The 23,143-nt window shown below is 39.4% G+C and carries 19 protein-coding genes; 4 read left to right on the top strand and 15 right to left on the bottom strand.

Annotated elements, in window-relative coordinates:
* Window positions 1-41 precede the first annotated feature (41 nt).
* From FBD94_RS26150 to FBD94_RS21690, 3 genes are all read right to left on the bottom strand, one after another.
* Window positions 42-944 carry a hypothetical protein gene (locus FBD94_RS26150; RefSeq protein ID WP_205945927.1) on the bottom strand — a complete coding sequence of 301 codons (903 nt, stop codon included), beginning with the start codon at window positions 942-944 and terminating at the stop codon, window positions 42-44.
* A 200-nt stretch (window positions 945-1,144) separates the two neighbouring features.
* On the bottom strand, window positions 1,145-2,164 hold the full coding sequence (locus tag FBD94_RS21695; RefSeq protein ID WP_136881756.1) for a cytochrome d ubiquinol oxidase subunit II: 1,020 nt from the start codon (window positions 2,162-2,164) through the stop codon (window positions 1,145-1,147).
* Complete coding sequence (locus FBD94_RS21690; protein WP_136881755.1) at window positions 2,161-3,495, bottom strand: cytochrome ubiquinol oxidase subunit I; 1,335 nt, start codon at window positions 3,493-3,495, stop codon at window positions 2,161-2,163. The genes FBD94_RS21695 and FBD94_RS21690 overlap by 4 nt, the downstream gene beginning before the upstream one ends.
* Window positions 3,496-3,696: 201 nt before the next feature.
* Here FBD94_RS21690 and FBD94_RS21685 point away from each other — a divergent pair, with 201 nt between their 5' ends.
* On the top strand, window positions 3,697-4,497 hold the full coding sequence (locus tag FBD94_RS21685) for a hypothetical protein (protein ID WP_136881754.1): 801 nt from the start codon (window positions 3,697-3,699) through the stop codon (window positions 4,495-4,497).
* 6 nt (window positions 4,498-4,503) lie between these two features.
* On the opposite strand, the gene FBD94_RS21680 is transcribed toward FBD94_RS21685, so the two are convergent.
* Window positions 4,504-7,068: a M1 family metallopeptidase gene (locus FBD94_RS21680; protein WP_136881753.1), complete on the bottom strand. Its 2,565-nt coding sequence runs from the start codon at window positions 7,066-7,068 to the stop codon at window positions 4,504-4,506.
* A 145-nt stretch (window positions 7,069-7,213) separates the two neighbouring features.
* On the opposite strand from FBD94_RS21680, the gene FBD94_RS21675 reads away from it, so the two are divergent.
* Window positions 7,214-8,062, top strand: a complete 849-nt coding sequence (locus FBD94_RS21675) for a DUF2911 domain-containing protein (protein ID WP_136881752.1) — start codon at window positions 7,214-7,216, stop codon at window positions 8,060-8,062.
* A 98-nt stretch (window positions 8,063-8,160) separates the two neighbouring features.
* Here FBD94_RS21675 and FBD94_RS21670 read toward each other — a convergent pair whose 3' ends face one another.
* From FBD94_RS21670 to FBD94_RS21650, 5 genes are all read right to left on the bottom strand, one after another.
* Window positions 8,161-9,390 carry a hypothetical protein gene (locus FBD94_RS21670; protein WP_131608749.1) on the bottom strand — a complete coding sequence of 410 codons (1,230 nt, stop codon included), beginning with the start codon at window positions 9,388-9,390 and terminating at the stop codon, window positions 8,161-8,163.
* On the bottom strand, window positions 9,387-9,833 hold the full coding sequence (locus FBD94_RS21665; protein ID WP_131608750.1) for a Rieske 2Fe-2S domain-containing protein: 447 nt from the start codon (window positions 9,831-9,833) through the stop codon (window positions 9,387-9,389). The genes FBD94_RS21670 and FBD94_RS21665 overlap by 4 nt, the downstream gene beginning before the upstream one ends.
* Before the next feature lie 2 nt (window positions 9,834-9,835).
* On the bottom strand, window positions 9,836-11,038 hold the full coding sequence (locus FBD94_RS21660) for a di-heme oxidoredictase family protein (RefSeq protein WP_131608751.1): 1,203 nt from the start codon (window positions 11,036-11,038) through the stop codon (window positions 9,836-9,838).
* Between the two features lie 93 nt (window positions 11,039-11,131).
* Window positions 11,132-12,373, bottom strand: a complete 1,242-nt coding sequence (locus FBD94_RS21655) for a hypothetical protein (protein ID WP_136881751.1) — start codon at window positions 12,371-12,373, stop codon at window positions 11,132-11,134.
* Between the two features lie 64 nt (window positions 12,374-12,437).
* Window positions 12,438-14,180, bottom strand: a complete 1,743-nt coding sequence (locus FBD94_RS21650) for an ABC transporter ATP-binding protein (protein WP_136881750.1) — start codon at window positions 14,178-14,180, stop codon at window positions 12,438-12,440.
* A gap of 149 nt (window positions 14,181-14,329) precedes the next feature.
* On the opposite strand from FBD94_RS21650, the gene FBD94_RS21645 reads away from it, so the two are divergent.
* Window positions 14,330-15,166 (top strand): alpha/beta hydrolase family esterase, encoded by an 837-nt coding sequence (locus tag FBD94_RS21645; protein ID WP_205945925.1) that lies wholly within the window; start codon window positions 14,330-14,332, stop codon window positions 15,164-15,166.
* Between the two features lie 98 nt (window positions 15,167-15,264).
* Window positions 15,265-15,927 (top strand): NAD-dependent epimerase/dehydratase family protein, encoded by a 663-nt coding sequence (locus tag FBD94_RS21640; protein WP_131608755.1) that lies wholly within the window; start codon window positions 15,265-15,267, stop codon window positions 15,925-15,927.
* 1 nt (window position 15,928) lies between these two features.
* Here FBD94_RS21640 and FBD94_RS21635 read toward each other — a convergent pair whose 3' ends face one another.
* The 6 genes from FBD94_RS21635 to FBD94_RS21610 form a co-directional block, all read right to left on the bottom strand.
* Window positions 15,929-16,279 carry a DUF2200 domain-containing protein gene (locus FBD94_RS21635; RefSeq protein WP_136881749.1) on the bottom strand — a complete coding sequence of 117 codons (351 nt, stop codon included), beginning with the start codon at window positions 16,277-16,279 and terminating at the stop codon, window positions 15,929-15,931.
* 1 nt (window position 16,280) lies between these two features.
* Window positions 16,281-16,682: a YybH family protein gene (locus tag FBD94_RS21630; protein ID WP_131608757.1), complete on the bottom strand. Its 402-nt coding sequence runs from the start codon at window positions 16,680-16,682 to the stop codon at window positions 16,281-16,283.
* A 430-nt stretch (window positions 16,683-17,112) separates the two neighbouring features.
* A complete protein-coding gene (locus FBD94_RS21625) occupies window positions 17,113-18,384 on the bottom strand; it encodes a polysaccharide pyruvyl transferase family protein (RefSeq protein WP_136881748.1) in 1,272 nt (423 codons plus the stop codon).
* Between the two features lie 16 nt (window positions 18,385-18,400).
* Complete coding sequence (locus FBD94_RS21620) at window positions 18,401-19,774, bottom strand: SGNH/GDSL hydrolase family protein (RefSeq protein ID WP_169472383.1); 1,374 nt, start codon at window positions 19,772-19,774, stop codon at window positions 18,401-18,403.
* Window positions 19,775-19,790: 16 nt separating this feature from the next.
* Complete coding sequence (locus FBD94_RS21615; RefSeq protein WP_205945924.1) at window positions 19,791-21,203, bottom strand: alpha-L-fucosidase; 1,413 nt, start codon at window positions 21,201-21,203, stop codon at window positions 19,791-19,793.
* A gap of 12 nt (window positions 21,204-21,215) precedes the next feature.
* Window positions 21,216-23,135: a heparinase II/III family protein gene (locus FBD94_RS21610; protein WP_136881746.1), complete on the bottom strand. Its 1,920-nt coding sequence runs from the start codon at window positions 23,133-23,135 to the stop codon at window positions 21,216-21,218.
* Between the last annotated feature and the right edge of the window lie 8 nt (window positions 23,136-23,143).

Raw genomic sequence — 23,143 nt, 5'->3', positions numbered from 1 at the left:
GGTTGGGGTGTATTTGTGTGTTTCTTTACAGTATTAAAGCTTTATTTCTTTGCGAGTGTGTACTTTCCCCAAAAATCGGTCGGGCTCAACATAGCCTGAAAGTCCATGCCTCCACGGCCTCCGCCACCAAAGTGACCACCGCCACCTCCTCCGCCGCCGGAACCTCCACGACCGCCACCGCCGCCGCCGCCGCCACCAAAGCTACCTCCACCGCCTCCGCCACCAAAATCTGGCAACTGTAAGCCGTTCAGCTTAATGTTATAAGCGAATTCTTTTGGTTCGGCTACTGAAATACCTAATGCTTCTAGTGGGATTGCTACTTCATAAAAGAAAGCATTATCCTTATCAATATTGGCGAATGCTTTAATACCATATTCGTTATAGATAGATACTAAGGTATCCGTTGTATTTTTAAACCCTCTTATTTTGATCTCCTTAGCAGCTGCCAATTGTGTTTTTTGCCTGGCAACCATAAAAGAATCTCTTTGTTTTGCGCTCTGTGGACCACCACCACCGCCCATGGACATCGTCATTCCCATTGCCCGTCGGCCACCGCCGCCGCCGCCGCCACCTGGCCCTCTACCAAATTGGGTCGGAATCGGATAAGTCAATGTTATACTTTCCTTCTCTTTCTTTTTGCCATCCGGGTTTACCGAAAAAGTAATACCTCCAGCCAATATTTTAGAATTGTTCCCGATCTCAGTAGATTTAATAATCAGATAAAGATTTTTATCATCATTACTGATAATATAAGAAAGGTTGGTCCGCTTATTTCCTGAAAAATCCGAGTCTTTCCACTCGAAATTCTTACCGTCAATTTTAATCGCGTGAGGAGCGAATATGCTAACTTCTTGTAGATTATTTACCTTTTGAGCCTGAGCAACTGAGCCTAGACCGGCAAACAAAATCGTACAAAATGTTATTTTAATAAATCCTGTTTTCATATTTGGTGTTATTATATTAATTGCGATATTAAATTTAAGACTTTATAAAGTGGCTTAGGTTTAATGTCCCATTACATATTAATGGAATTATTAATTCATCAATTTATAAAAGACCACGAATTAAGCACAAAAACCACTCTATTAGAAATTGTTATCGTAATTTGTTACACAAGCATCCAAACTTTAGGATTATTTTTTTGCTAATGATCAGCAATTACCTCTTTAGGCTTCTGGAAAATATAGATTAAATAAACCAAGGCTGGTAAAATGAATAGACTACCAATAAGCAATGCATACCCTAATGAGGCTATCGTTTTTACTTGCCCCTGGTGGGCAACAAGAGAAAGATTTTCACCATTTTTTAGCAATACGATATCAGGAAAATGTGTATACGTTGCAGCAAACAAAATCATAGCCACCTGAAACCCTGCTAACAATCGCAACAGAATCGGTTTATCCTTATTTAGTGCATAAAACATAATAATTAAAGAAATACTTGCTGCAATAATTGCAATTAAGCCCGGCGTATCGCCAAAAATCCATGTGGCTAACGGAATATGCTCCGCATAGGCTGCAGCAAAAACCAAAGCTCCACAAAACATAACGATAAAGATCGCGCGCTTCGCTTTCCCAACAAAATGCTGTCTGTCGCCATCATTATCTGTTTGTCCAATGATAAAAATAATAGCCAGGAAACCACAAATACTCACCGTAAAGATCCCTACGGCTACAGAAAACCAGTTTAACCAGCTAAAAATATAAGCCGACACAAAATCATTTGCCTGGGGATCAATCTGTCCTGAAACAGAACTAGCCGCAATAATTCCCAAAAAAAATGGGGTAATTAAACTCGAATACACAAAAATCGGAGTATACACTTTTTGCATATCATCTTTCACCGCATCATAGTTCCTGAAGACAAAAGCCGTCCCCCTTGCAATGATCCCCAACAGCATACACACCAATGGAATGTGTAAGTAAACCGAGATCGTAGTGTATATTTTAGGGAACCCTACAAATAAGATCACTACCGCAATAATAAGCCACATATGATTAGCTTCCCAAATAGGCCCAATGGCCTTATACATCGTTTTACGAGTTTTGGCTTTATTGGTTTTAGAAGTAAACAATTCGATAATACCGGCACCAAAATCAGCTCCACCCAGCAGAATGTACAACAAAATGGAAGTCCAAAGGAAAATAATAACTACATAAATCATAACTGCTCATCTTTTAAGTGGTTTGCGGAATCATACAATTTGTCGACCATACTGATCTGTCTAAATAACAATAAACTTACGATGACAGCCAAAGAAATATACACCGTTGTAAATAAGTAAAAGGAATAAGCGATACCGGGCATAGGCGTTACGGCATCTGCCGTTCGCATCACGCCCCGAATGATCCAGGGCTGTCGACCTACTTCTGTAACCGTCCAGCCAGCTTCGAGGGCTATAAAACCCAAAGGAGTTGCGATGACAAACAATTTTAACAACCAACGACTACGTAGCCAATCCTTTTTCTTCCACAAAGCGATGAAATATAAAACAGCAATTAATACCATAGCCATACCTAAGCCGACCATAATCTGAAAAGCATAATGGGTAACCGTTACTGGTGGCTGGTCTTCCTGAGGAACACTATCGAGTCCCTTAACTTCTCCATTAAAATCGCCTGTAGCCATAAAACTCAACAAGCCGGGAATTCTAATCGCATAATCCACTTTCTTATTCGCCGTATCCGGTATCCCACCTATGATGAGCGGCGCAAATCTTTCGGTATGAAAATGAGCTTCCATGGCCGCCAATTTTTCTGGTTGTCGCTTAGCCACATCTTTGGCCGAGATATCACCACTTAAAGGTTGCAGACAGGCTGCTACAGTACCAAATACAGCAGCAATTTTAAACGCTGTACTATGAAATTTCACACTTTTTCCTTTAAGGATCATTAAAGCATGAATCCCCGCAACGGCAAAACCTGTTGAAACAAATGCTGCTATACACATATGCAAGGATTGAGAAAACCAAGCCTCGTTGAACATCGCTTTTATAGGGTCTATGTTTAAATACTGCCCGTTTACATAATCAAAACCGGCAGGACTATTCATCCAGGCATTTGCGGCAACCACCAGAATCCCTGAAAGTAAGCCGCTGACACCAACCACCACTCCTGTTGCCCAATGAAACCATGGGTTGAGCCTATTCCAACCATAGAGATAAAAGCCCAATGCAATCGCTTCAATAAAAAATGCCGTTCCCTCCAAAGAAAACGGCATTCCAAATATCGGTCCAGCGTGCTCCATAAATTTGGGCCAAAGCAGGCCGAGTTCAAAAGACAATACAGTGCCCGAAACTGCTCCCGTGGCAAAGAATATAGCTACTCCCTTACTCCAGGCTTTGGTCACATCCCGGTAGACTACTTTTTTTGTCCTGAGCCAATAAAAATGGGCTAAAGACATAAAAAAGGGCATTACCATACCGATACAGGCAAATACAATATGAAAGCCTAAGGAGAAGGCCATCTGGAGGCGGGCAGCTAAAAAATCGTCCATAATATAATTTAATAAACGTACGTGCTAAAAAGAAATCGTGCCGTAAAAGTACTGCTTATCCAATCATCCAATGCATGTTTTTCAATGAAAATTTATCTATTGAATGAAATAATTTAATATGAATATTTTTTTTTTATACGCTAAACATCGAGAGGTTTACCAATAAAAATTCTGATAAAATCAACATAAATCAATTGAACCATGAGCAATTTAAAACATTATCACTTTTCAGCTCTCTTTGCATTACTGTTAGTACTGGCTTGTAAAAAAAACCAAAACACTAAAATAGAGATCATAGCGCCCGAACCACCCGCCATAATTAAAAAATTTATCCCTATAAAACTTGAAGGTTCCGGGTTAATTATCAACTTAAAATATATGGAAAACACGACATTACTCACAGAAATTTCTGAAGCAGCAGGTGTCAAAGCCCTCATCATTTATGATGCAGATCAATATCCATCCGTACTCGAAAAATATCAGCGCGACAAATTAATTTATAAAACCTATTACAGAAAGGAGGATAAAAAAACAATCAACAAAATGCTGATGTTCGATTATAACGACCTTCAACACAATTTCAGTCCAATAGGATTCTACACACTAAGCTATAATAATCTGCAACAGGTCAGCACAATTAATTATTACAACAAATCAGATCAGCTGACCAATATCCATATCCAATCCTATACCACATCTGGAAACCTATCAGCAGTAAACACAATCAATAATTTAGGATCAACAAATGTGCATACTTATATCTTTGATCAAAAAAACGGTATTGCCAGTAATATCTGCTACACTCAACTGCTTGCGTTTGAATTCGAACATTGGTTCCTAAGCTACTGCATTAACAATCTACTCAATTATCGAAACCAGGAATTTCCTTTGGAAAATGTAGATTTTAACTATGAATACAATGCAGATGGTTACCCTTCAAAAATGATCATCACCAAAAACAAAAACATACAAAGTATTAAAATAACCTACAAATCCATCTAACTATAACTACTGTAAAAGCTTTTGTGCCCTGAACAAGTTATCTGCAGATTGCAATATCTTGGCCTTTAGTTTAGGGTTATAATCAGAATGATTTTTTAAAAAATCAGTCACAATAGTAGCGGCCTCCGCACTTTGATAATAACCGAATGTAGCTTGTAACCAACTTTGAGGGAAGAAGATATCACCTGTAGTTTGGATCTCCTCCAGCAGTTCCAAACTTTTCTGCAGATATTTCACAGAAGTCGACTGTCTTAAAGGATGGTGCAGGTAATAAAGTGCAGCTCCTACATTAGATTCCTTTTGTCTGTTTACTTTCTGCTCGAGGCTCTTGAAGAACTGATCTCTTTCTGCCTGATTGGAAGAAAGCGCAGGCATGATGAACTCAAACCGAATCTTTCTATCCGCGTCAGTAATACGTAACAGTTGATCCTTCAAAATATTGGAATCGTTCCCCGCTCTTAATGCCAAAGAAAAAGCTAATCCGGTATAGTCATCTTCAGAAAGCTTCAAGCCTTCAGGGGCTTTTTTTGTTTTCCAAATATCATATAACTTATTACTGGCATCCTGACTTAAAAACACGTCTTGATAAGCTTTAAACAACAGTTTTTTAGAATTAGGTGCGAGCTGCATCAACAGAGCACTCCAAATTCTTTTTTCCAGTAATTCGCCTAAACTGATTCGCTCCTGGGGAGTCATAAATTCCCAATAAATGGTACCTATATAATTTGTCATCAATTTGAGATTCAACTCTTCCTTTTCTTTACTCAACCCATCCAGAAAAAGGGTTAACAATTCTGCAGGTTTCACAGACCTGCTATTCAGCATATTCTCATATAGCGAAATATATGCTGCAGCACGATTTAGTGGTTTATCAATGGTATACAATTGAGGAAACATTGCCCGATCTACCGGCCATAAACCATAACCTTGTCCAGAAGAATTGAACAAAACAAATAATGGCAGGTCCATTCCCTCCACTTCTTTCAATTCAACCTGTGGAGCGTTTAAATTAACCGTTACTTCCTTCGTATGATCAGGGTAATATAAAGTCAGTTCAAAAAACTGAGGCCAAATCCTCTCCCTACCATACTCTGCAACCTGTTTGATTACAAATTTGTTTATTTTATCACCTTTCTTTTCTATGGTATATTCCAGCACTGGTCTTCCAGGTTCATTTACCCACACTTTATTCCAGGCTTGTAAGTCAGCATCCGCATATTTATCCAAAATGGTAATCAAATCGGGCCAGGATGCATTGCTATTGGCAAACTTCTTAAGGTATTCTCTTACCCCTTGCTTAAATTTGTCTTTTCCCATCAAACGCTCCAACTGCTGCATCATAATAGGAGCCTTATGATAAATGATATTTCCATACAAAGTCCCTGCATCTTTTAAGTTATCCAACTCCTGTCTTATCGGATTAGACCCCGTCGTACGATCCACACCATAAGCTGCAGGAAAATGATCCACTAAAAATTTCAAATCAAATACATCTTTACCAACAGTACCTTCCGCACTTTTATCAGCCATAAAATTGGCGAACACTTCTTTCATCCAAACATCAGTAAACCAGTTCATCGTTACCAAATCACCAAACCACATATGTGCAGTCTCGTGGGCAATCAGGTTACTTCTAGAATTCAACTGATCTTTTGTAGCTGTTCCATCCAAAAACAAGGTTGAAGCCTTGTATTGTACCGCCCCCACATGCTCCATTCCGCCAAATTGGAAATCGGGAATGGCGGCAAAACCAAATTTCTGAAAAGGATATGCAATGCCTGTCCAGTCTTCAAAATACTTAAGGGCATCCGTATGGATCTTAAATAGCTCATGCATGCTGTACCGTATTTTTGCTGTATCCGTTTCTCTGTACAAAAAGTCCGTGTTCATCTGTCCTACGCTACCTTTTTGGAGTTCAAATTTTCCGGCGACAAATGAGAACAGATAGGTACTTAAAATATCGGATGTTACAAAACGATAAGTTTTACGACCATTTAACAGCGTCGAATCTTTTAATGGCGCATTTGCCATTGCTTTCCAGCTTACCGGAACTTTTAAAGTTAAATTATAGGTGGCCTTTAAATCGGGCTGATCAAAGCATGGAAAAACAGTTCTTGCTCGATCTGGAACAAATAAAGTATATAAATAATCTCCATTGCGGTTCAAAGCAGATTCACCTGCCTGAAATTCTATTTTAACTTGATTAACTCCTTTTTTTAGGTATTTAGCGACTATTAGCAAGTGTTCTTTATTGTGTTGAATGGGAACGACCTTCTCATTTACAACCAGTTTTTTCAATTTCTCAGGGTCCTCTTTGAAGTCAAGCTGTAAAATCTGTTTGTTTTCAGTTAAATTAAAGCTTAGCACCTCTATAGCAGCAATTTTTTCCGCTTTTTTAGCAGGAATATCAAATTCAAGCGCATAATGAATGTCACTTATAGTTGCTTTTCTATGTATAGCCAGTTTTTTTGAAACACCAGTTTCAACTTCCTGTCCAATCACCTGCTTAGCGGCAATCAATAAAATAAAAAAAACAATAAAGCCAGATAAAGCGTTCCGTGTATTAACCATAGCAGCTAATTTAAGTATGATTTTCTAATTTCTTCGTCAAGTTTCCACTTAGCCCTTATATTTAATACAGAATATACAATGATAGGTGTAGATTAGTAGCATCAAATTTATAATTGGTTAATTAACCTTTTAAATATATATTCATATGAAACAGACTATTAAAGCAATTTTGTTGTTCGCGTTAACCGTATCATTAACGGCTGACCTTCAAGCTCAAGGCTTAAAAATGCCTCAACCGAGCACAAGTCAAACTGTTACCCAGAACTTTGGGTTAGGTAAAATCACCCTTAATTATTCTCGTCCCAATGTAAAAGGTCGTAAAATTTTTGGCGATCTGGAGCCTTATGGATCGGTATGGCGTACTGGTGCAAACTCGGCTACTACAGTCAGTTTTACTGAACCTGTTAAAATTGATGGTAAAGAGTTACCTGCTGGCGAATATGGTTTATTTACCATTCCAGGCAAAGATGAATGGACAGTTATATTCAACAAAGGCGCGAAACAATGGGGATCTTATGAATATAAAGAAGCTGATGATGCTTTAAGAATTAAAGTTAAAGCCAACAAATTGAAAGATAAAGTTGAAACTTTCACTATTCAATTTACCGATGTATACCCTACAACTGCTAAATTACAATTGATGTGGGAAAATACTGGCATAAGTGTAGACATGACCACTGAAGTGGATGCTACAGTAATGGCTAGTATTGATGCAGCGATGAAAGGCGAGAAAAAACCTTACTTCCAGGCAGCTCAGTATTATTATGCAAATGATAAGGATTTAAATAAAGCTTTAGAATGGGCTACTGCAGCAGATGCTGCTGATGGTAAAGCACCATGGATAAAATTATTAAAAGGCCGTATCCAATTAAAAACGGGCGATAAAGCAGCTGCTGCAAAAACAGCTGCATCTGGTTTGCAATTAGCTACAGAGATGAAAAATCCTGAGTATGTTCGTTTACATACTCAATTACTAAACGAGGCTAAGAAATAGTCTCCTTTGTTTTATTACAAAAGCCGGATATTTTAGTAAATATCCGGCTTTTGTATGTCTAATACACGAAGTCTGAGATCGCTCTCCAATCATCAACATTAAAAGTAAGTAGATAACCCGAATTGAATAGCAGCTGTTTTGGCAGGTGGATTACCTAAAAGATCTTTTTGCTGCTGTATTCTATAACTCATTCTTAATACAGTTTGCGGTCTTGGTCTAAAGCTAAGCCCTGGCATTATGCTCCATAACTGATCCCCAATATTTTCACCCGTTTCTACAAACTTGCCAACATTCCAATCCACATATTCCAGTCGACAGGCAAGACTAACCGTCGCCTTTTGCCAGCCCAATATTGTCTTTTTTAAAATCGGTTGAACGATATCTGCAAACCCGCCCTGCTGCCTATTACCGAATTGCTGAGTATACGTTGAAGGAACATTTACCTTAATCCAAGCCCACTCTGCAGTAATAAAAGTATGGAGTCGCGGTAAAGTAGTATTAAAATCTACCGCAAATACATCCAATCGTCTTTTATCATCGATCACAATCCCATCATCCTGCCATTTGTTATAGATCCCACCCATATAGGACAATCCTATTTCTCCTATTTTATTGTGTCTTACCGCAATTTTTCCGGTTAGCAAAGGTTGTCCACTTGCCATTTCTTCAAATCTTTCCGTATTTTCCTTAGCCGCAGGCAAAAAGGTCCTATTTTCCACATTGGCAATAATCGAATTGTCAAAGCCACTTGAAGCGTAGAGTTCATATCCAAACATCCAATTGGTATTGTAGTATTTGCCATAAATACCAAATCCAGCATTGCTCCAAGTTGCTGGTAGCATCTGTGTCATGGCAATAGGCCGATCTGTAAACTCCCACTTTGGCCCATCATGATTCTGATTAAATGCACCTATAGGATTCATGATCATTCCACCTCTTAAATTCAACAATGGGTGAAGTTCAAGATCCAATGCAGCAAATTCTATGGCGATTTCCTTATCGGCAGGTTCAAATTCAATTTCTGACAAGAATTTAATTCGTTTTCCAATACTAGATGCCACAAACAAGGTCATTCTTCTAAACTGAAACTGCTGTCCATCAGAAATGCCATCTGTACCTGTGTATTGCCAGTTGGCTTCCATATATCCTCCAACTGAGACCGGTAATTTCCCTACCGCTACAAATGGACGATCATATACAGCATCCATATTCAATGTTTGCTTTACGGTATCACTCCCCGGCTTTTTTAAAAGTTTGGGATCTATCTGAGCCTTGACCGTAAGGCTGGTGATTAGAATGATAGTTAATATAGTAGCTAATTTCTTCATACTGCTTTTAGCGAAATTTTGAGATGATCTTGTTCAATCGTTATGGGGAATGTGCGTAAATCGGTATCCGCAGGTCCATTTTGCATGATTCCTTTGTTGTTAAATTCACTACCATGAGCAGGGCATTGTAGCTTATCTCCAAATACCTGTAACTCTGTACCCTGGTGCGTACATTGCATCCATAATGCACTATAGGTCTGCGCATCAAAACGGTACACACAGATGGGGTATTTCAAAAGGTCATTGTTAATGATCACATACCGCTTAAACTCCTTTTTACTTGCCTTTTTGATTTCGAAATCTGTTATTGGCACAATTAAATTACTATCTGCTATTTCTCCTGTTAATACTTGTAGCGAACCGCAGCTTTCTAAAAGGGTAGAAATTCCAATTCCGCCTAAGCAGGCAAAGCCACATGTTTTTAAAAAATCTTTTCTTTCCATGGTTATAGTGAGCGTAAGAATTTAAGTAGATTGTTTTTTTCAGTGGCAGAAAGTTGGACAAATTTATTCTTTGCTGAGGTCGCCTCTCCTCCATGTAACTGTATGGCTTCTTCAATACTTTTCGCCCGCCCATCGTGCATTAAATGATATCCTCCACCTTGCGAATTTGCAGAGAGCCCTAAGCCCCACAATGGTGGTGTTCGCCATTCATAAGTCTTTGCAGAACCTTCTGTGTAACCATCATCCAACCCCGGCCCCATATCGTGTAGCAATAGGTCCGTGTAGGGTTGAAAAGTGGCATTTGATAAGGCTTTGATAGATGAAGGGCCTGTTTTGAGCGTAGGTTTGTGACAACCAGAGCAATTGATACGGTCAAATATTAACCGACCATTTTGAACTTCTGGATCTCCTTGATTGCGTTGAATTGGTGACTTTAGTGTTTGTAAGTAAAACACAACATTGTTTACGGTTTGAGTAGAAATTTCCGGATCGATGGTTAGGTGAGTATAAACATCTACTGGATCATAGCTAGAGGCAATACCGATATCCTGGTTGTATGCATTAACGGTTTGGTGCAGTAAATTATAGGCCGCCGCTTTTTTACCAAACCGATGAATGTACTTCCCATTTTTAGGAATAGCGTTGTTAAATGGCGTTACATAATTAGGTAAGCTACCATAGTTCGGAACTCCAGAAATGCCATCATGATCAAGGTCATCTGGATCAGCCATAGCCAAAATATCTGTATCAGAAACGAGTTCAAAAAAACCTAATCCAGTATTTGCAGGTGGCGTAAATTTAGAGAAAGTCGCTCCGGCTGGTATTTGTTCGGGCATATGCCCAGGTATTGCCCTATTTTGTAATTGCGGTCCACCCTGAGCTAAGAACTTGTTACCGGTTTCATCAATCTGCCCAAATCTGGTGAGTGTGGTAAAAGGGTGTCCTTTACCGTCTCCAGCATGACAACTGCCACAACTGGTAGCAACAAAGATTGGCCCCAATCCCATTTCTGGTGTAAAAACTTCATCATTAAAAGCCACGTCTCCCAAGAGAAACCGCTGGCTTTGCTCGTAGCTTAATTCTGCTACGGGGCCGTCAAGCAACTCATCCTCTGGAGCCGCTGATGGCATGACCTTCTCGCAAGCCACCATTAAGGCAACCAGACTGCAGAGAGATCCAAGCGTAAAAAATAATCGTGTTGACATTTCGTTAGGTTATTTTACAAACCTAACTATAAAAACATAAATAACTAACAATTATTTTAGATTAATCTAACTTTTAAGTAAGGTAAGACTTTTTTACCCTCTATTGAGATATGGAGCATCGGCTAAATAGTGTAAAATAGATTCAGGATCTTTATCTGCCACCTGATTGGCGGTGAATTCCTGAAGGTGCCCTAATTTTAACAAAGAGCCACAACCAGCATCTTTAAACAGTTTACTTAGTTGTTCATTTTTCTCAATATGATATGCATTGAAAGTCGGAAGTGTATCTATCTCCAGATATTTTTTATCCTCCTTAACAATACTTAAAAGACGTCCAAGTTTTTCACCTTCGAAAGTATCGTTGTTGGTTAGAAATAAGAAAGTGTGGATCATCAGTTTACTTCCATGTAGCTTCACAACAAGATATCCAACTTTCTGACCAGAGACTAAAAAATCGACATGACTCTCGTTTCCGTTCCATCGGTGAGCTATTTCTCGCTGTAAAAAGGTAAGCAACAATATTTGGTGCATGATACCAGGGGTGATATTGATTCTTTTCTGTAGCCTGTCAAAAGTATGCGTACTGATGTATAATTCCAGAGGAATATCAAGACCTGCAGTCATAAATCCCAATTGGGAAGGCTTCACATTAAAGTGCTCCCACTGGAAGTCCGGAGAAACCCAGCCCAGTCGTATAGCAGCCCGCATGCCTTTGCTTGTATCTATCGTCTCTTTTTTAGGTTTAAAAGTGTAGATAATAATATCATTTAAGGGATTAAATGGGGCAAAATAAGGTGTCATTGAAAGATCTGCCCTGTAAATATGGTCATTGTAATCACTCAGAAATATACAGGTTTCAGTTACCAGGTCAATCAATATTTCCTGCAGATCGTGGTGGAACTTACTTTCATGTGAACCGAAAGCAAAATGCTTCTTCATTTCTTTCCGGCTTGGATCACCATTAATTTCAAGCTCGCTCATACTATCGCTTAATGTCATTCCTTCCGAAAGATACCACGCTATCGGGATTTTATTGCCATTCGGTAGCGTCAATTCAACACCGTCCATAAATTGTAGCAACAATTTATTAAACTGAACTATTCTGGCCTTCGCAATATCTGTACCGGGAGCGGCTTTAGCTTTTAGCACTGGATAACGACATTCGTAAAGTTTATCGAAATAAATGGGCGAATACTTTCCCAAGAGGTCTTCACCACCAACAAGTGTAATTAATTTCTTAATACGATCTAAAAACCTTTCCTTTAAAACCTTGCGTTGATGTTCGATATTTGCAGCAGACTTAACTGCTGCTTGTTTCTTTTTCTTTCTATCCATTTTAGCGTTATGTGATATTAGCAATATAACTAAAAATCGCATACAGAATAGGGCTGAAAAAGAACTACCTTCTTTCGCCAATTTGCTGCCGCCACATCGAGTAATACAAACCCTTCTCTTCCAGTAAATCCTGATGTGAACCTGATTCAGAAATCTTTCCTTTTTCCAACACATAAATCACATCGGCATGCATCACGGTAGACAAGCGGTGTGCGATCAGGATCGTCATCTGTTTGCGGCTGTCAGATATTTCCCTGATCGTATTAGAAATCTCCTCCTCTGTCAGGGAATCCAATGCGGAAGTGGCCTCATCGAAAATCAGCAAACGGGGTTCTCTTAATAAGGCCCTGGCAATTGACAAACGTTGCTTTTCACCGCCTGAAAGTTTCATACCATTTTCACCAAGTACAGTATAAATTCCGTTAGAAGCTTTTGCAATTAAACCGGAAGCCGATGCTTTACTAAGCGCAAGGTTGATCTCCTCATCCGTGGCGGTAGGTTTAACAAAGCGCAGGTTATCCTTAATGGTACCTGCATACAGCTGAGTTTCCTGTGTTACAAATCCAATCTGCCTTCTCAGTGGATTGTAGCTAACCCGTGTTGAGGAAATCCCATTGTAACAGATCTCCCCCATAACCGGCCTGTACAAGCCGACAAGAAGTTTAACCAGCGTCGACTTTCCTGAGCCCGAAGGCCCGACAAAGGCTATGGTTTGTCCGGACTTTATGCTAAACGATAAATCGTCTATCGCATTATATCCGGCTGTTTTATGTTTAAATACAACATCATTGAACTCCAGGCTTTGCAAATTGCCTACTTCAACCGAATTATCTGGGCGTTGCTCCAAAGGGCGTTTCATCAATCTATCAAAAGTATTCAAAGACGCATCGGCTTCCCGATAAAGAATGATCATGTTTCCAAGATCCTGCAAAGGTGTAAATATTGCGGTTGAAATAAACTGCATCGCGATCAATTCACCCGTAGAAAGTACCTTTCTAAAAATCAGCCACAAGAGGATAAATAGTATGGATTGCTTCAGTATGCTGAGCAAATTTCCCTGTAAAAAAGAAAGCACGCTTACTTTTCTTGCCTTAAGCATCTCGAGGTTAAATATTTTCAGAGTCTGCTCGTTTAACCTCCTGATCTCCGAAAAGGTTAAGCCAAGGCTTTTGACTAATTCTATGTTGCGTAGACTTTCGGTAATCACCCCCGCCTGGCTATCCGTCTGTCTGTTAATAGAGCGCTGTATATATTTTATTCTTTTAGAGAGTAATCCGGTAAGCGAGCCCAATAATAGCACTCCGACAAAGAACACGGGCACCAACAGCCAGTTCTTGCTGATACTGTACCAAATCAGAAAGCCAACTCCAACCAATGAAGAAAACAGCACATTGATAAATGCATTGGAAAAACGCTCAGTATCTGTTTTTACCTTTTGCAGTACTGATAAGGTTGTACCACTCCTGCTGTCCTCAAATTCCTGAAAAGATAGCCGAAGCGTTTGTTTCAACCCATCGTTGAAGATATGCATACCAAAACGTGCTACAGCTTTGCGGGTCACATAATCCTGCGCGGCCTTGCAAAGCCTGGCCAGTATGGCAATTCCTAAGGCCAATAATAGCCAATACAGAATACCACGTATCAGTTCATTTTCGGGAAGTCGATCCTTATTCGTTGCATATTTATCAATGATAAGACCAAATATAATCGGATCGAGCAGGCTGAGTAGTTGTGCCGAGGCCGCAAGTAAAAGCGATATGACAATTAGCATGCGATGAGGACGAAGATACTTCCATAATATAATCATAGGTTAATGAGGCTTACGTTCCACAATCGCATTTAATGTATTTATAACACCTCAATATTGGCAATTGTTTAAGTTGTTGTTTTCCAGAAAGACCAATTAAACCATTTGATTTTATTCTACTCTATGGAGTTATAATCACTTTGAGTTTTATGAAACACAGAATAACAATGATTTTAAGATTCCACCTGTTCTGCACCTTTATTCTGGCTGTTTTGCTAGTTCCTTCGATGCCTTCATATGGCCAAAGTGTAAAAATAGAGAATCCCAATCCACAGGTCATGGAATGGAAGATCGGCGACACCATAAGGAAAGCATTGGTGTATATCCCTAATGGCGCTAAAACTAACAAAACGCCCATTATTTTCACTTTTCATGGTCATGGTGGCACCATGGAAAATATGTACAAAACACGGAGATTTGACCAGTTGTGGCCAGAAGCCATCTTTATATGTCCGCAAGGATTGAATACAGTTGGGCAGTTAACCGACCCAGAAGGAAAATTGCCTGGCTGGCAAAAGGGTATTGGAGCATATGGCGACCGCGACTTGAAATTCTTTGATGCTATGCTCGCGTCTTTACAAAAGAACTACCACATTGACGCAAATAGGATTTATGTCACTGGGCATTCTAATGGTGGGGGTTTTACCTATCTACTCTGGGCTGCCAGAGGGCCAGTATTCGCGGCTGTGGCACCAACTGCCGCTGTTGCGGCAAAAGTAATGAAACAACTCAAACCAAAACCTGTATTACATCTTTATGGTGAAAAAGATGAGCTCGTAAAAACCCAATGGCAGAAAGCTACTTGCCAGTTCTTGTTAAGATTAAATGATTGCAGTGATACAGGCGTACCTTTTGCAGCTAATGCCATCTTATATAAATCCAGTATCGGCAGCTCTGTAGTGATCTATAGTCATCCCGGAGGACATGCTTATCCTCCTGCTGCCAACCAGGTGATCATCGATTTCTTTAAACAGCAGTCGAAATGATCATACAAAAACATCATCAATAAGATAGATAAAAATGGTTATTTTCGATATATGAGATTTAGCTTATTATACGTGTAGTTTCAATCCAAAAAAACGCAATGAAATTAAAAGTCATCATAACTGGAGCTACCGGAATGGTAGGTGAAGGTGTACTACAAGAATGTATAGCCAACCCAAAAGTAGAAAAAATCTTGTTGATCAACCGCAAGCCAAGTGGATACGCACATTCTAAAATTGAAGAAATCATACACAGTAACTTCAATGATATAGGCCCCATTGTGGATAGCGTAAAAAACTATGATGCCTGTTATTTTTGCCTGGGGGTTTCTTCTCTAGGGATGAACGAAGAGGCTTACACCAAAGTAACCTACAACCTGACTTTAGATTTTGCAAAAATTTTATCAGCAGTCAATCCGCAAATGACATTCTGTTATGTTTCCGGAGCCAGCACCGACAGTACCGAAAAAGGAAAACAAATGTGGGCCAGAGTAAAGGGAAAAACAGAAAATGACCTGATGAAACTTCCGTTTAAAGCTGTTTATAATTTTCGCCCTGCTTTTATGAAACCAACAAAAGGTGCTAAAAACATGAAAGGGATCTATAAAGTGATCAATGTCCTGTTTCCGTTATTTAGAGTTTTTAGTCCCAGTTATTTTCTCACCCTGGAACAGGTGGGAAAAGCAATGATAAATGTGACTATTGATGGATATTCGAAACAGGTTTTAGAAGTAACAGATATACTTTTGCTTTCTAAAACATAGTTTACTTCCTTAGAATCTTATCCATTGCTTTTCCTTTTGCCAATTCATCAATCAATTTATCCAAATAACGTATCTTTTGCATAAGTTCATCTTCGATTTCTTCCACACGGTAACCGCAGATTACACCGGTAATTTTTGAAACGTTTGGATTTATTTGTGGCGCCTGAACAAAAAAAGTTTCAAAATCAGTCTTGTTATCGAGATGTAGTTGAAATGTTTGTCTATCATATCCAGTCAGCCAAAATATGATTTCATCTACTTCCTCTTTTGTGCGGCCTTTTTTCTCCGCTTTTTGGATGTAATGTGGGTAAACGCCTGCAAAAGACATTTTATATACTCTATTATTATTCATTTTACCCGTTATTAATTAACACAGCAGATCCAAAAGGATTGTCAACTATCCACAACCAATTCCCCTCCTCATTTCTTTTCATTACACAAGAAGTATGGCCTGTCATTTTAATCGGATGTCCATCTGGTGTATTTCCAGTCATTTCCCATTGATCAAGCCACATAACCAGATCATCAACCACAGTTACATGCGGAGTTCCGCCTTTAATATCTAATTTTAATGCGCATATGTTATTCATCGCCGACTGAATCTGATCAAGTCCCCTTAGCTCCTTCCCCTCTCTATCTATATAAACCGCCTGAGTATGAAAGCAACTTAATGCTCCTATTGCATCTCCATTTTTTATACAATGGCGAAAATATGCTACGGCTCCAGTTTCTGTTTTTCTATTAAATTCTTGCATGCTACTTTTTCAACTTTTCTTCATCAAATATAGATTCATTATTAGTAAATTAGAAAACCGTCTTTATTGAAATAAAGACGGTTTTCTAAACAATGATAACACAGCATGTAAGCTATCTTCAATTTTTCTCCTTTTAAACTCATGTCAAATCCAAAAACCAGCATACTATTGCAGGTATTAGAAAGCGTAATCAATCATCATGACAGGATTATGAAGACTACACTTAAACCCGAGAAATGTTTAATATTTTACTAGGTTTTGATATCATATACCCCACCTATTCTATACAGGTTCTCTACGGGTTCTTTACGACTTTAGCCGTAGGGGAGCCGTAAGGAATACGGTATCTAATTGGCATATTTCTTTGTCCCGGCAACACACAGAATCACCCCAGCTGTTACGCCTAACCTAGCAAAAATGATTTAGTTCCTCAAATAGAATCTATAATTTTATGCATCGAGTCTTTTTGCCTTTTGATTACAAATTCCTTTGCCTTTGCCAATTTCTTCAGCGCTTTGGGATAATCTCCATGAATTTCCATCAGCGCATCCCCGATCTGATTACCGCTGGTAAAATCAATTTCAAAAAGCCATTCTGACAAACCAATATCTGCCCACATCTGTCCCTTTCGAGTATCTGTTGGCTGTCTGAGATGAATAGCAGGGACATTTGATGAAAAGGCAATGATCGGTGAGTGCATTTCGAAACTAATCAGCGCCCTTGCCTGAGCATAGACCGATTGAGCCTCATCCGGAATCCAATAGGTATCCCGCCACACTACCTGTTTTTTCACATCTTCGGGAAGTGGATCTACCAATATTTCTTTGGCTAGCTCAACCTGATAAATAACTTCGGGGCAGGCCAATACCTTTAAGCCGGTTTCCCTTACCCATCTGATGATCACCTCACGAAGTTTTGCATGGTCTGTTTCATTATAATACTGGGAAATCATGTATTTCTTTGACTCCTCCTCTGTGGGCTGTACCCCCTTCATTTTCCAGTATGGCGTATACCGAAGGCGAGGTATCACACAGATAAATTCTCCTTTTTTCAAACCTACCCTATTCAGATAATCCGTTGCAAGCTGATCATTTCTAAGGTTAATGGCAAACGTTGCATCCGGAGCAAACTCAGTTACCGGGCATTTTGACTTTAAAGATTTTAAATAATCCAATGAAGCAGTATCTCTGCAATATATAAATGAAGCTTTGTTGATCAAGTCCAAAGATGCTGCATCACCATCAACCAACGAAATACCGTACATACCAAAAGGCTTACCTGTTTGTTTATGCCATGCAGCTAGATCGTTAGGGACTACGATCCAGGGCCCAGAGCCATGCACCATAATATCGCATGTTTCAAATGCCTCCTTGAGTTCCGAGGTAGTTGGTTTGCCAGTGGCGTCAATTTTTCCGGGAGCAAGTTTTAACTGACTAAAACTCTTCTTTAGTAGCTCATCAACACCATTCTCCAGATTATTTGGCCATAGTGTTACCTCCGCCCCGGGCAGGTAAGTGTTAAGCAACTCCATAATTCCAAAAGTGTGACCAATATCGCCGATATTTACTGTTTGCCAGGACGAACGCAGTAAGATTTTGGCATTAGGTTTAATTGTACCACTACTGATAGCCCCCATAAGCGGTGCAGCAATAGGAATCGCAGCAAAGGCTGCCAAATCTTTTATAAATTTCCTTCTTTCCATCTTCTATCGTACTTGTCTATGGCTTTTTCTCAATTTTAAAAACATGTTTTTTTGGCTGGTTTACTTCGTAAATAGCCGCAGCAAGCACAGGTAATTTCTTTAAGTCCTCTGCTTCTCCATTCTTTTTCAAAATGTAGTTTTTAAATTGTTTCTGATAATATTCATAATGGCCCCCATCTTTTAAAGATTCCAGTCTTTTATCCAGATATTGCTCCACTACAGTTATATCGGATTGATCTTTAAGGCCCGAAAGCTCGTTAAATTCAACAAACCGAAGATTACGAATCACTGCTTCTGCATCCCTGTATTTTACACAGGCATCCATCACATTTATAGCCTGCTGATATTGAGGTGTGTTTTGATATAACGACAGATTAATTCCGGTTAAAAACGCTTCATCGGTAAAGGAAGCAATTAAAACATCATCAATAAAAAGATTATAGCTCCCCGGTTGTAAACTTTTCACCTGCAATAGCTCAGTGTTAAATTCTTCATAAAAAGGAACCCAACTAAGCGCTTTTTTTGCAGATTCTTTAACCGGACAAGGCAGACTCTTTTCAATACATTCAAAACTGAGCACGTTATTTTTATTGGATTGCTTTTTTATTTCTGCGTTAAAGCTATTCTTTTGTGATGCCGACAGGTCATTCCCAATCACTAATTTCGAGACATATTGAGGGGCCTTTGTATCCTTAAGAAACTGGTAAGCCATTACAAAATGACCGGCAGACAAGGGATGTACTCTATCTTTACCGATAATGGTAAATGCAGGATCTTTTGCCTGTTCTTCTCTATTGATACGCAGCAAAACAGTCTGAAAATCGACTAAGCCGGTTTGGTACTTTTCAGATAGGGAATGCATTTGTTCAGCACACCTTTGTAAAGCATCATTAACACCATACAAATTCGGAGTTTCTATAACTGCCGTCTGATCATAAATTGAAGGTTTAAGGAGAATTACATTCCCTACTCGTTTTTTCAAGATACTTACAGCGGCATCTGTATTGCTGTTGTAAGCCGTCAACGCCTTTTCCTTTAACTCATCATTAGCATCTTTTTTCCCATATAGATCTCGTTTCACATCGTTCATCCCAATCATCATCACCGCATGGGTAGGTTCATGGATCAGAACATCCTTATCCATCCTTTTCAAGATTCCGGCAGCAACATCTCCGGAAATCCCACAGTTGAAAAAATTGATTTGTTCCTTCGGGAACCGTGTGGCATAGTACATCCACAAATCATTGTAATACTCCCCGTTATTAGTAATGCTATTACCGACAAAGCAAACCTTACTCCCATTAGGAAAAAGGGATTTATTGGCCTCTTGAGTAAATCCATTTAAGATTTGAATGAACAGTCCAAGAGTTAAAATTATTTTATACTTCATACACATTGACAATAGGCTAATTAAAATTCTCTATTTTAAATACCCATGCATAATCGCATGGCATTGTTTCAGGATTTAAAGCCGGCACCTGTATGCTTAACTTATCTCCTGTCATAATTGATTTCAAGGAATCTTTGGAGCCCAATAAAGTCACTTTACCTGCTTTTTTAACTGCAGAGATGATCAGATCAGTTTGTGGCCATTTTGTACAGATCACGTAAAGATCTTTTCCCTTTAGGGTATAAAAAACATTTTTCTCCTTGCTATCTTGAGGCCTATTGGCCCAGGAAGAAGTACCGTATATCGCTTCACCGTTCACCTTAAGCCATGCACCCATGTCCAACAAACGTTCCTGCATCACTACAGGAATGAGTCCATTGGCATCGGGTCCGATATTAAGCAAAAGGTTACCACCACTGTTCACTTTATCAATCAGTAAATCGATCAGCTGCTTACTTGTAAAATAATGGTCTAATGTTTCAAACCTGTTAAAACCATAGGAAGTTCCTATTCCACGACTTTCTTCCCAGGGATGTTCAGCTTTTTCACCTATCCCTTTGGCATCATGTACCAGGTCATATTCCGTTGTGTAATAGCCGCCATGTTTACTTCGTGTTTCTTTTCCCCAACGGTCATTTACCACAACAGTATTTTTCACTGCAGATTCATTATATAACCAGGATAGAAACTTCGTGCTTTTAAGTTTTCCCGATTCATAATCCCATTCCCCGTCCGAAAAGATCACCTCTGGCTTATAACGGTTAATCAAGTCTTTCATTTGAGGCAACATATGGCTCTCCACGTAGCTGTCTATAGTTTGGGGTTTATAAAGCGGGTTAGTCCATTCTAGCAAGGAATAATAAAATCCCATCTTTAATCCCTTAGCTTTAACTGCATTGGTAAGATCGCCGGCAATATCGCGACGTGGTCCAACATCAACACTATTCCATTTATTGCTTTCGGCACTGGGCCATAAACAAAATCCATCGTGATGTTTGGAAGTAAGCACTACATACTTTGCACCTGATTTAACAAAGAGCTCGGCCCATTCATCTGGTTTAAAATATTCTGCCTTAAACATTGGGGCAAAATCGCTGTATTTAAACTGTTCACCATAAAACTTCCTATGATGCGCAGTAAATAATTTATTGCCCTGTATCAGTCTGTTTTCATAATGTTCGGCATATTTTTCGTAAACCCCTTCAACTTCATTAACAGGTGCATAGGCTGGGACTGAATAAAGCCCCCAATGAATAAAGATGCCAAACTTAGCATCAGTCCACCAACCTGGAGTTTCTCTTTTATCCAATGATTGCCATTCGGGCTGATACATTTGGGCAAAGCTCTTACCCGTTATCGTCATTAGCAATAAGGAGCACAGCAATCTTATATAAAATAGGTCCCTTCTGTTACTTTCTAAAATCTTCATTTATCAGCTTCTTTATCTTATGCGTTTAAAAATCATGGAAATGGTACCTTCCTTAACCGGTTTGGTTAAACGGATAGCCAAACGGGTATAAGGTTTTCCTCCTTCAGACAGCTCTTCACTTTTAATTTCAAACTCATTTTTACTCTCTATGGTAACTAACATCTTATCTTTCTTACCGGTGATTTCAATTTGACGGGGATTGATCTGCCTCCAATTTCCCCTTGTAATTAAGGCAGTCTCATAGGTTTGACCATTACTGAAGCTGAAATTGTCACCAACTGTGAGAGATCCCCCTGGCTTGCGGTTGTAAATAAATTCCCTTTCTAGTTTTTTCAGTTCCTTTACCGGGTAAGCTGAAGCAATGTCCATCACCAGCTTATCCTGATCATCAGTAAAGTTAGTACTGATGATATTGGCTTTCGCCGCAGCTCCAGGTACCTGCTCCTGACCTGCAACAAGAGGTACCGGATGCCCATAAGAAGCAATGGTTTTATAAGTGTACCTTTCCGGCCCAAAAGTTTTGGAAGTATAAGGTATAATTCCCGGATCCCCCATCAATACCTCATCTCCAATCACAACAGAGAAAGATCCAATATCGTTGTGGTTATGGTGTTCATTATTGTTGCCTCCTTTAATGGCAACACCCATATCTAAATCTGCGTTTTTCCCCGGCCGAACAGTAAGTACGCCAGCTTGGTCGAAGTAAGACCTGAGTTCAGTACCCTTAGCATTTACGGTAACCTTCGCAGAAGATATTTTTTCGGGGAAAACGGCTAGAATACTTTCAGCCAAATCTGTGGAACGGCCTTCAAAAGTGCTTTTCTTAAAGCTTGAAATATCTACACCAAGGTTCCTATTTACATAATAGAGAATAAATGCGGATGGCTGGGTATAGGGTCTGCAATCACCAATTGAAGGAAATACATCATGGATAATTACTGTCTTGGGAAGAAATTCTGCAATCAGTTTTACCTTGGGGTCTGCAAAGAGGTCAATTTGGCCATTAGTGCTTTTGTATACTGTTTCACGTAAAAGAACAAAATGCCCGAAACCATAATTATAATAGCCCAAACCTTCAGTACAATAGCCATCAGGCAGAAAACCATGAACGCCGTTTTTATGATAGCGCTCCGCAATGGCGATAAATTTAGCTCTTTCTGTTTTGTCGTTAATGACAGTTTCGGCAGCACCAACCGTACCTGAAAGACAAACCGCATTAAAGTTATTGGTATTGGTTAAAAAGAAATTCTCCTTGTTGCCAGTGGCAACTGAGTTCAATACAGGATCCAATACCCGCAGCTGCAGGGCTTTGATCGCTTCTGCTTTAACCTTTGGATCGATCTTGTCATCCAGCAGGTATAATGCCTGAGCAATATGATGGGCATAACTTACGGCCGATAACTCGACCAGATATTTTTTCCCCTCAAAATTTACTTTATTATAATCATGTGTAGGATTTACCCATGATTTCTGACGACACAGCTCGAGTATTGCATTTTCTGCTGCCTTGGTATATTTCCCTTGATCCGTAAGGCATTCTGCAAATATATACTGTGTTAGCCATAACAACCGTTTTTGAAGCATGTTCTTTCCAGGAACAGAAGTTCCCTTAGTCCAGTAAGCGAGGTAGTCTGAATCGCTCCAGGCTGGAAAAGGTTCGTTTAATGAACTATCGGCACTTTTGAGCAGTTTAGCATATTTTCCGGTCTTAAATAGCCTGTCCCATTCTTTACGATTTTTATAAGTTTCCCCAAATCCAGCAGGTTTTTCCGGCAACATCGCTGCAATTTGCTGAACCCTTTGCATATCCAAGGGCTGCAGTAGTACTATCGGCTTAGAATTGTCATAAACATCATTTTTAAGGGTCTGCCCCTTTACCATACCACCTCCAATCAGGAGCAAAAAGAGCGTAACTTTCTTCAATAATTCCATCTCTACTA

The sequence above is a fragment of the Pedobacter hiemivivus genome (assembly GCF_005144565.1).
In the GTDB taxonomy this organism is placed as follows: domain Bacteria; phylum Bacteroidota; class Bacteroidia; order Sphingobacteriales; family Sphingobacteriaceae; genus Pedobacter; species Pedobacter hiemivivus.
The sequence above is the reverse complement of the archived record's forward strand: the minus strand, read 5'-3'. Positions and strand labels throughout refer to the sequence as shown.

Coding starts and splice junctions, on each gene's coding strand:
- FBD94_RS21625 (WP_136881748.1), bottom strand. CDS start 18,384: ATGGAAAGAAGGAAATTTATAAAAGATTTGGCAGCCTTTGCTGCGATT.
- FBD94_RS21615 (WP_205945924.1), bottom strand. CDS start 21,203: ATGAAGATTTTAGAAAGTAACAGAAGGGACCTATTTTATATAAGATTG.
- FBD94_RS21620 (WP_169472383.1), bottom strand. CDS start 19,774: ATGAAGTATAAAATAATTTTAACTCTTGGACTGTTCATTCAAATCTTA.
- FBD94_RS21670 (WP_131608749.1), bottom strand. CDS start 9,390: ATGAAGAAATTAGCTACTATATTAACTATCATTCTAATCACCAGCCTT.
- FBD94_RS26150 (WP_205945927.1), bottom strand. CDS start 944: ATGAAAACAGGATTTATTAAAATAACATTTTGTACGATTTTGTTTGCC.
- FBD94_RS21690 (WP_136881755.1), bottom strand. CDS start 3,495: ATGGACGATTTTTTAGCTGCCCGCCTCCAGATGGCCTTCTCCTTAGGC.
- FBD94_RS21695 (WP_136881756.1), bottom strand. CDS start 2,164: ATGATTTATGTAGTTATTATTTTCCTTTGGACTTCCATTTTGTTGTAC.
- FBD94_RS21640 (WP_131608755.1), top strand. CDS start 15,265: ATGAAATTAAAAGTCATCATAACTGGAGCTACCGGAATGGTAGGTGAA.
- FBD94_RS21610 (WP_136881746.1), bottom strand. CDS start 23,135: ATGGAATTATTGAAGAAAGTTACGCTCTTTTTGCTCCTGATTGGAGGT.
- FBD94_RS21630 (WP_131608757.1), bottom strand. CDS start 16,682: ATGCAAGAATTTAATAGAAAAACAGAAACTGGAGCCGTAGCATATTTT.
- FBD94_RS21635 (WP_136881749.1), bottom strand. CDS start 16,279: ATGAATAATAATAGAGTATATAAAATGTCTTTTGCAGGCGTTTACCCA.
- FBD94_RS21655 (WP_136881751.1), bottom strand. CDS start 12,373: ATGGATAGAAAGAAAAAGAAACAAGCAGCAGTTAAGTCTGCTGCAAAT.
- FBD94_RS21645 (WP_205945925.1), top strand. CDS start 14,330: ATGAAACACAGAATAACAATGATTTTAAGATTCCACCTGTTCTGCACC.
- FBD94_RS21685 (WP_136881754.1), top strand. CDS start 3,697: ATGAGCAATTTAAAACATTATCACTTTTCAGCTCTCTTTGCATTACTG.
- FBD94_RS21665 (WP_131608750.1), bottom strand. CDS start 9,833: ATGGAAAGAAAAGATTTTTTAAAAACATGTGGCTTTGCCTGCTTAGGC.
- FBD94_RS21650 (WP_136881750.1), bottom strand. CDS start 14,180: ATGATTATATTATGGAAGTATCTTCGTCCTCATCGCATGCTAATTGTC.
- FBD94_RS21675 (WP_136881752.1), top strand. CDS start 7,214: ATGAAACAGACTATTAAAGCAATTTTGTTGTTCGCGTTAACCGTATCA.
- FBD94_RS21680 (WP_136881753.1), bottom strand. CDS start 7,068: ATGGTTAATACACGGAACGCTTTATCTGGCTTTATTGTTTTTTTTATT.
- FBD94_RS21660 (WP_131608751.1), bottom strand. CDS start 11,038: ATGTCAACACGATTATTTTTTACGCTTGGATCTCTCTGCAGTCTGGTT.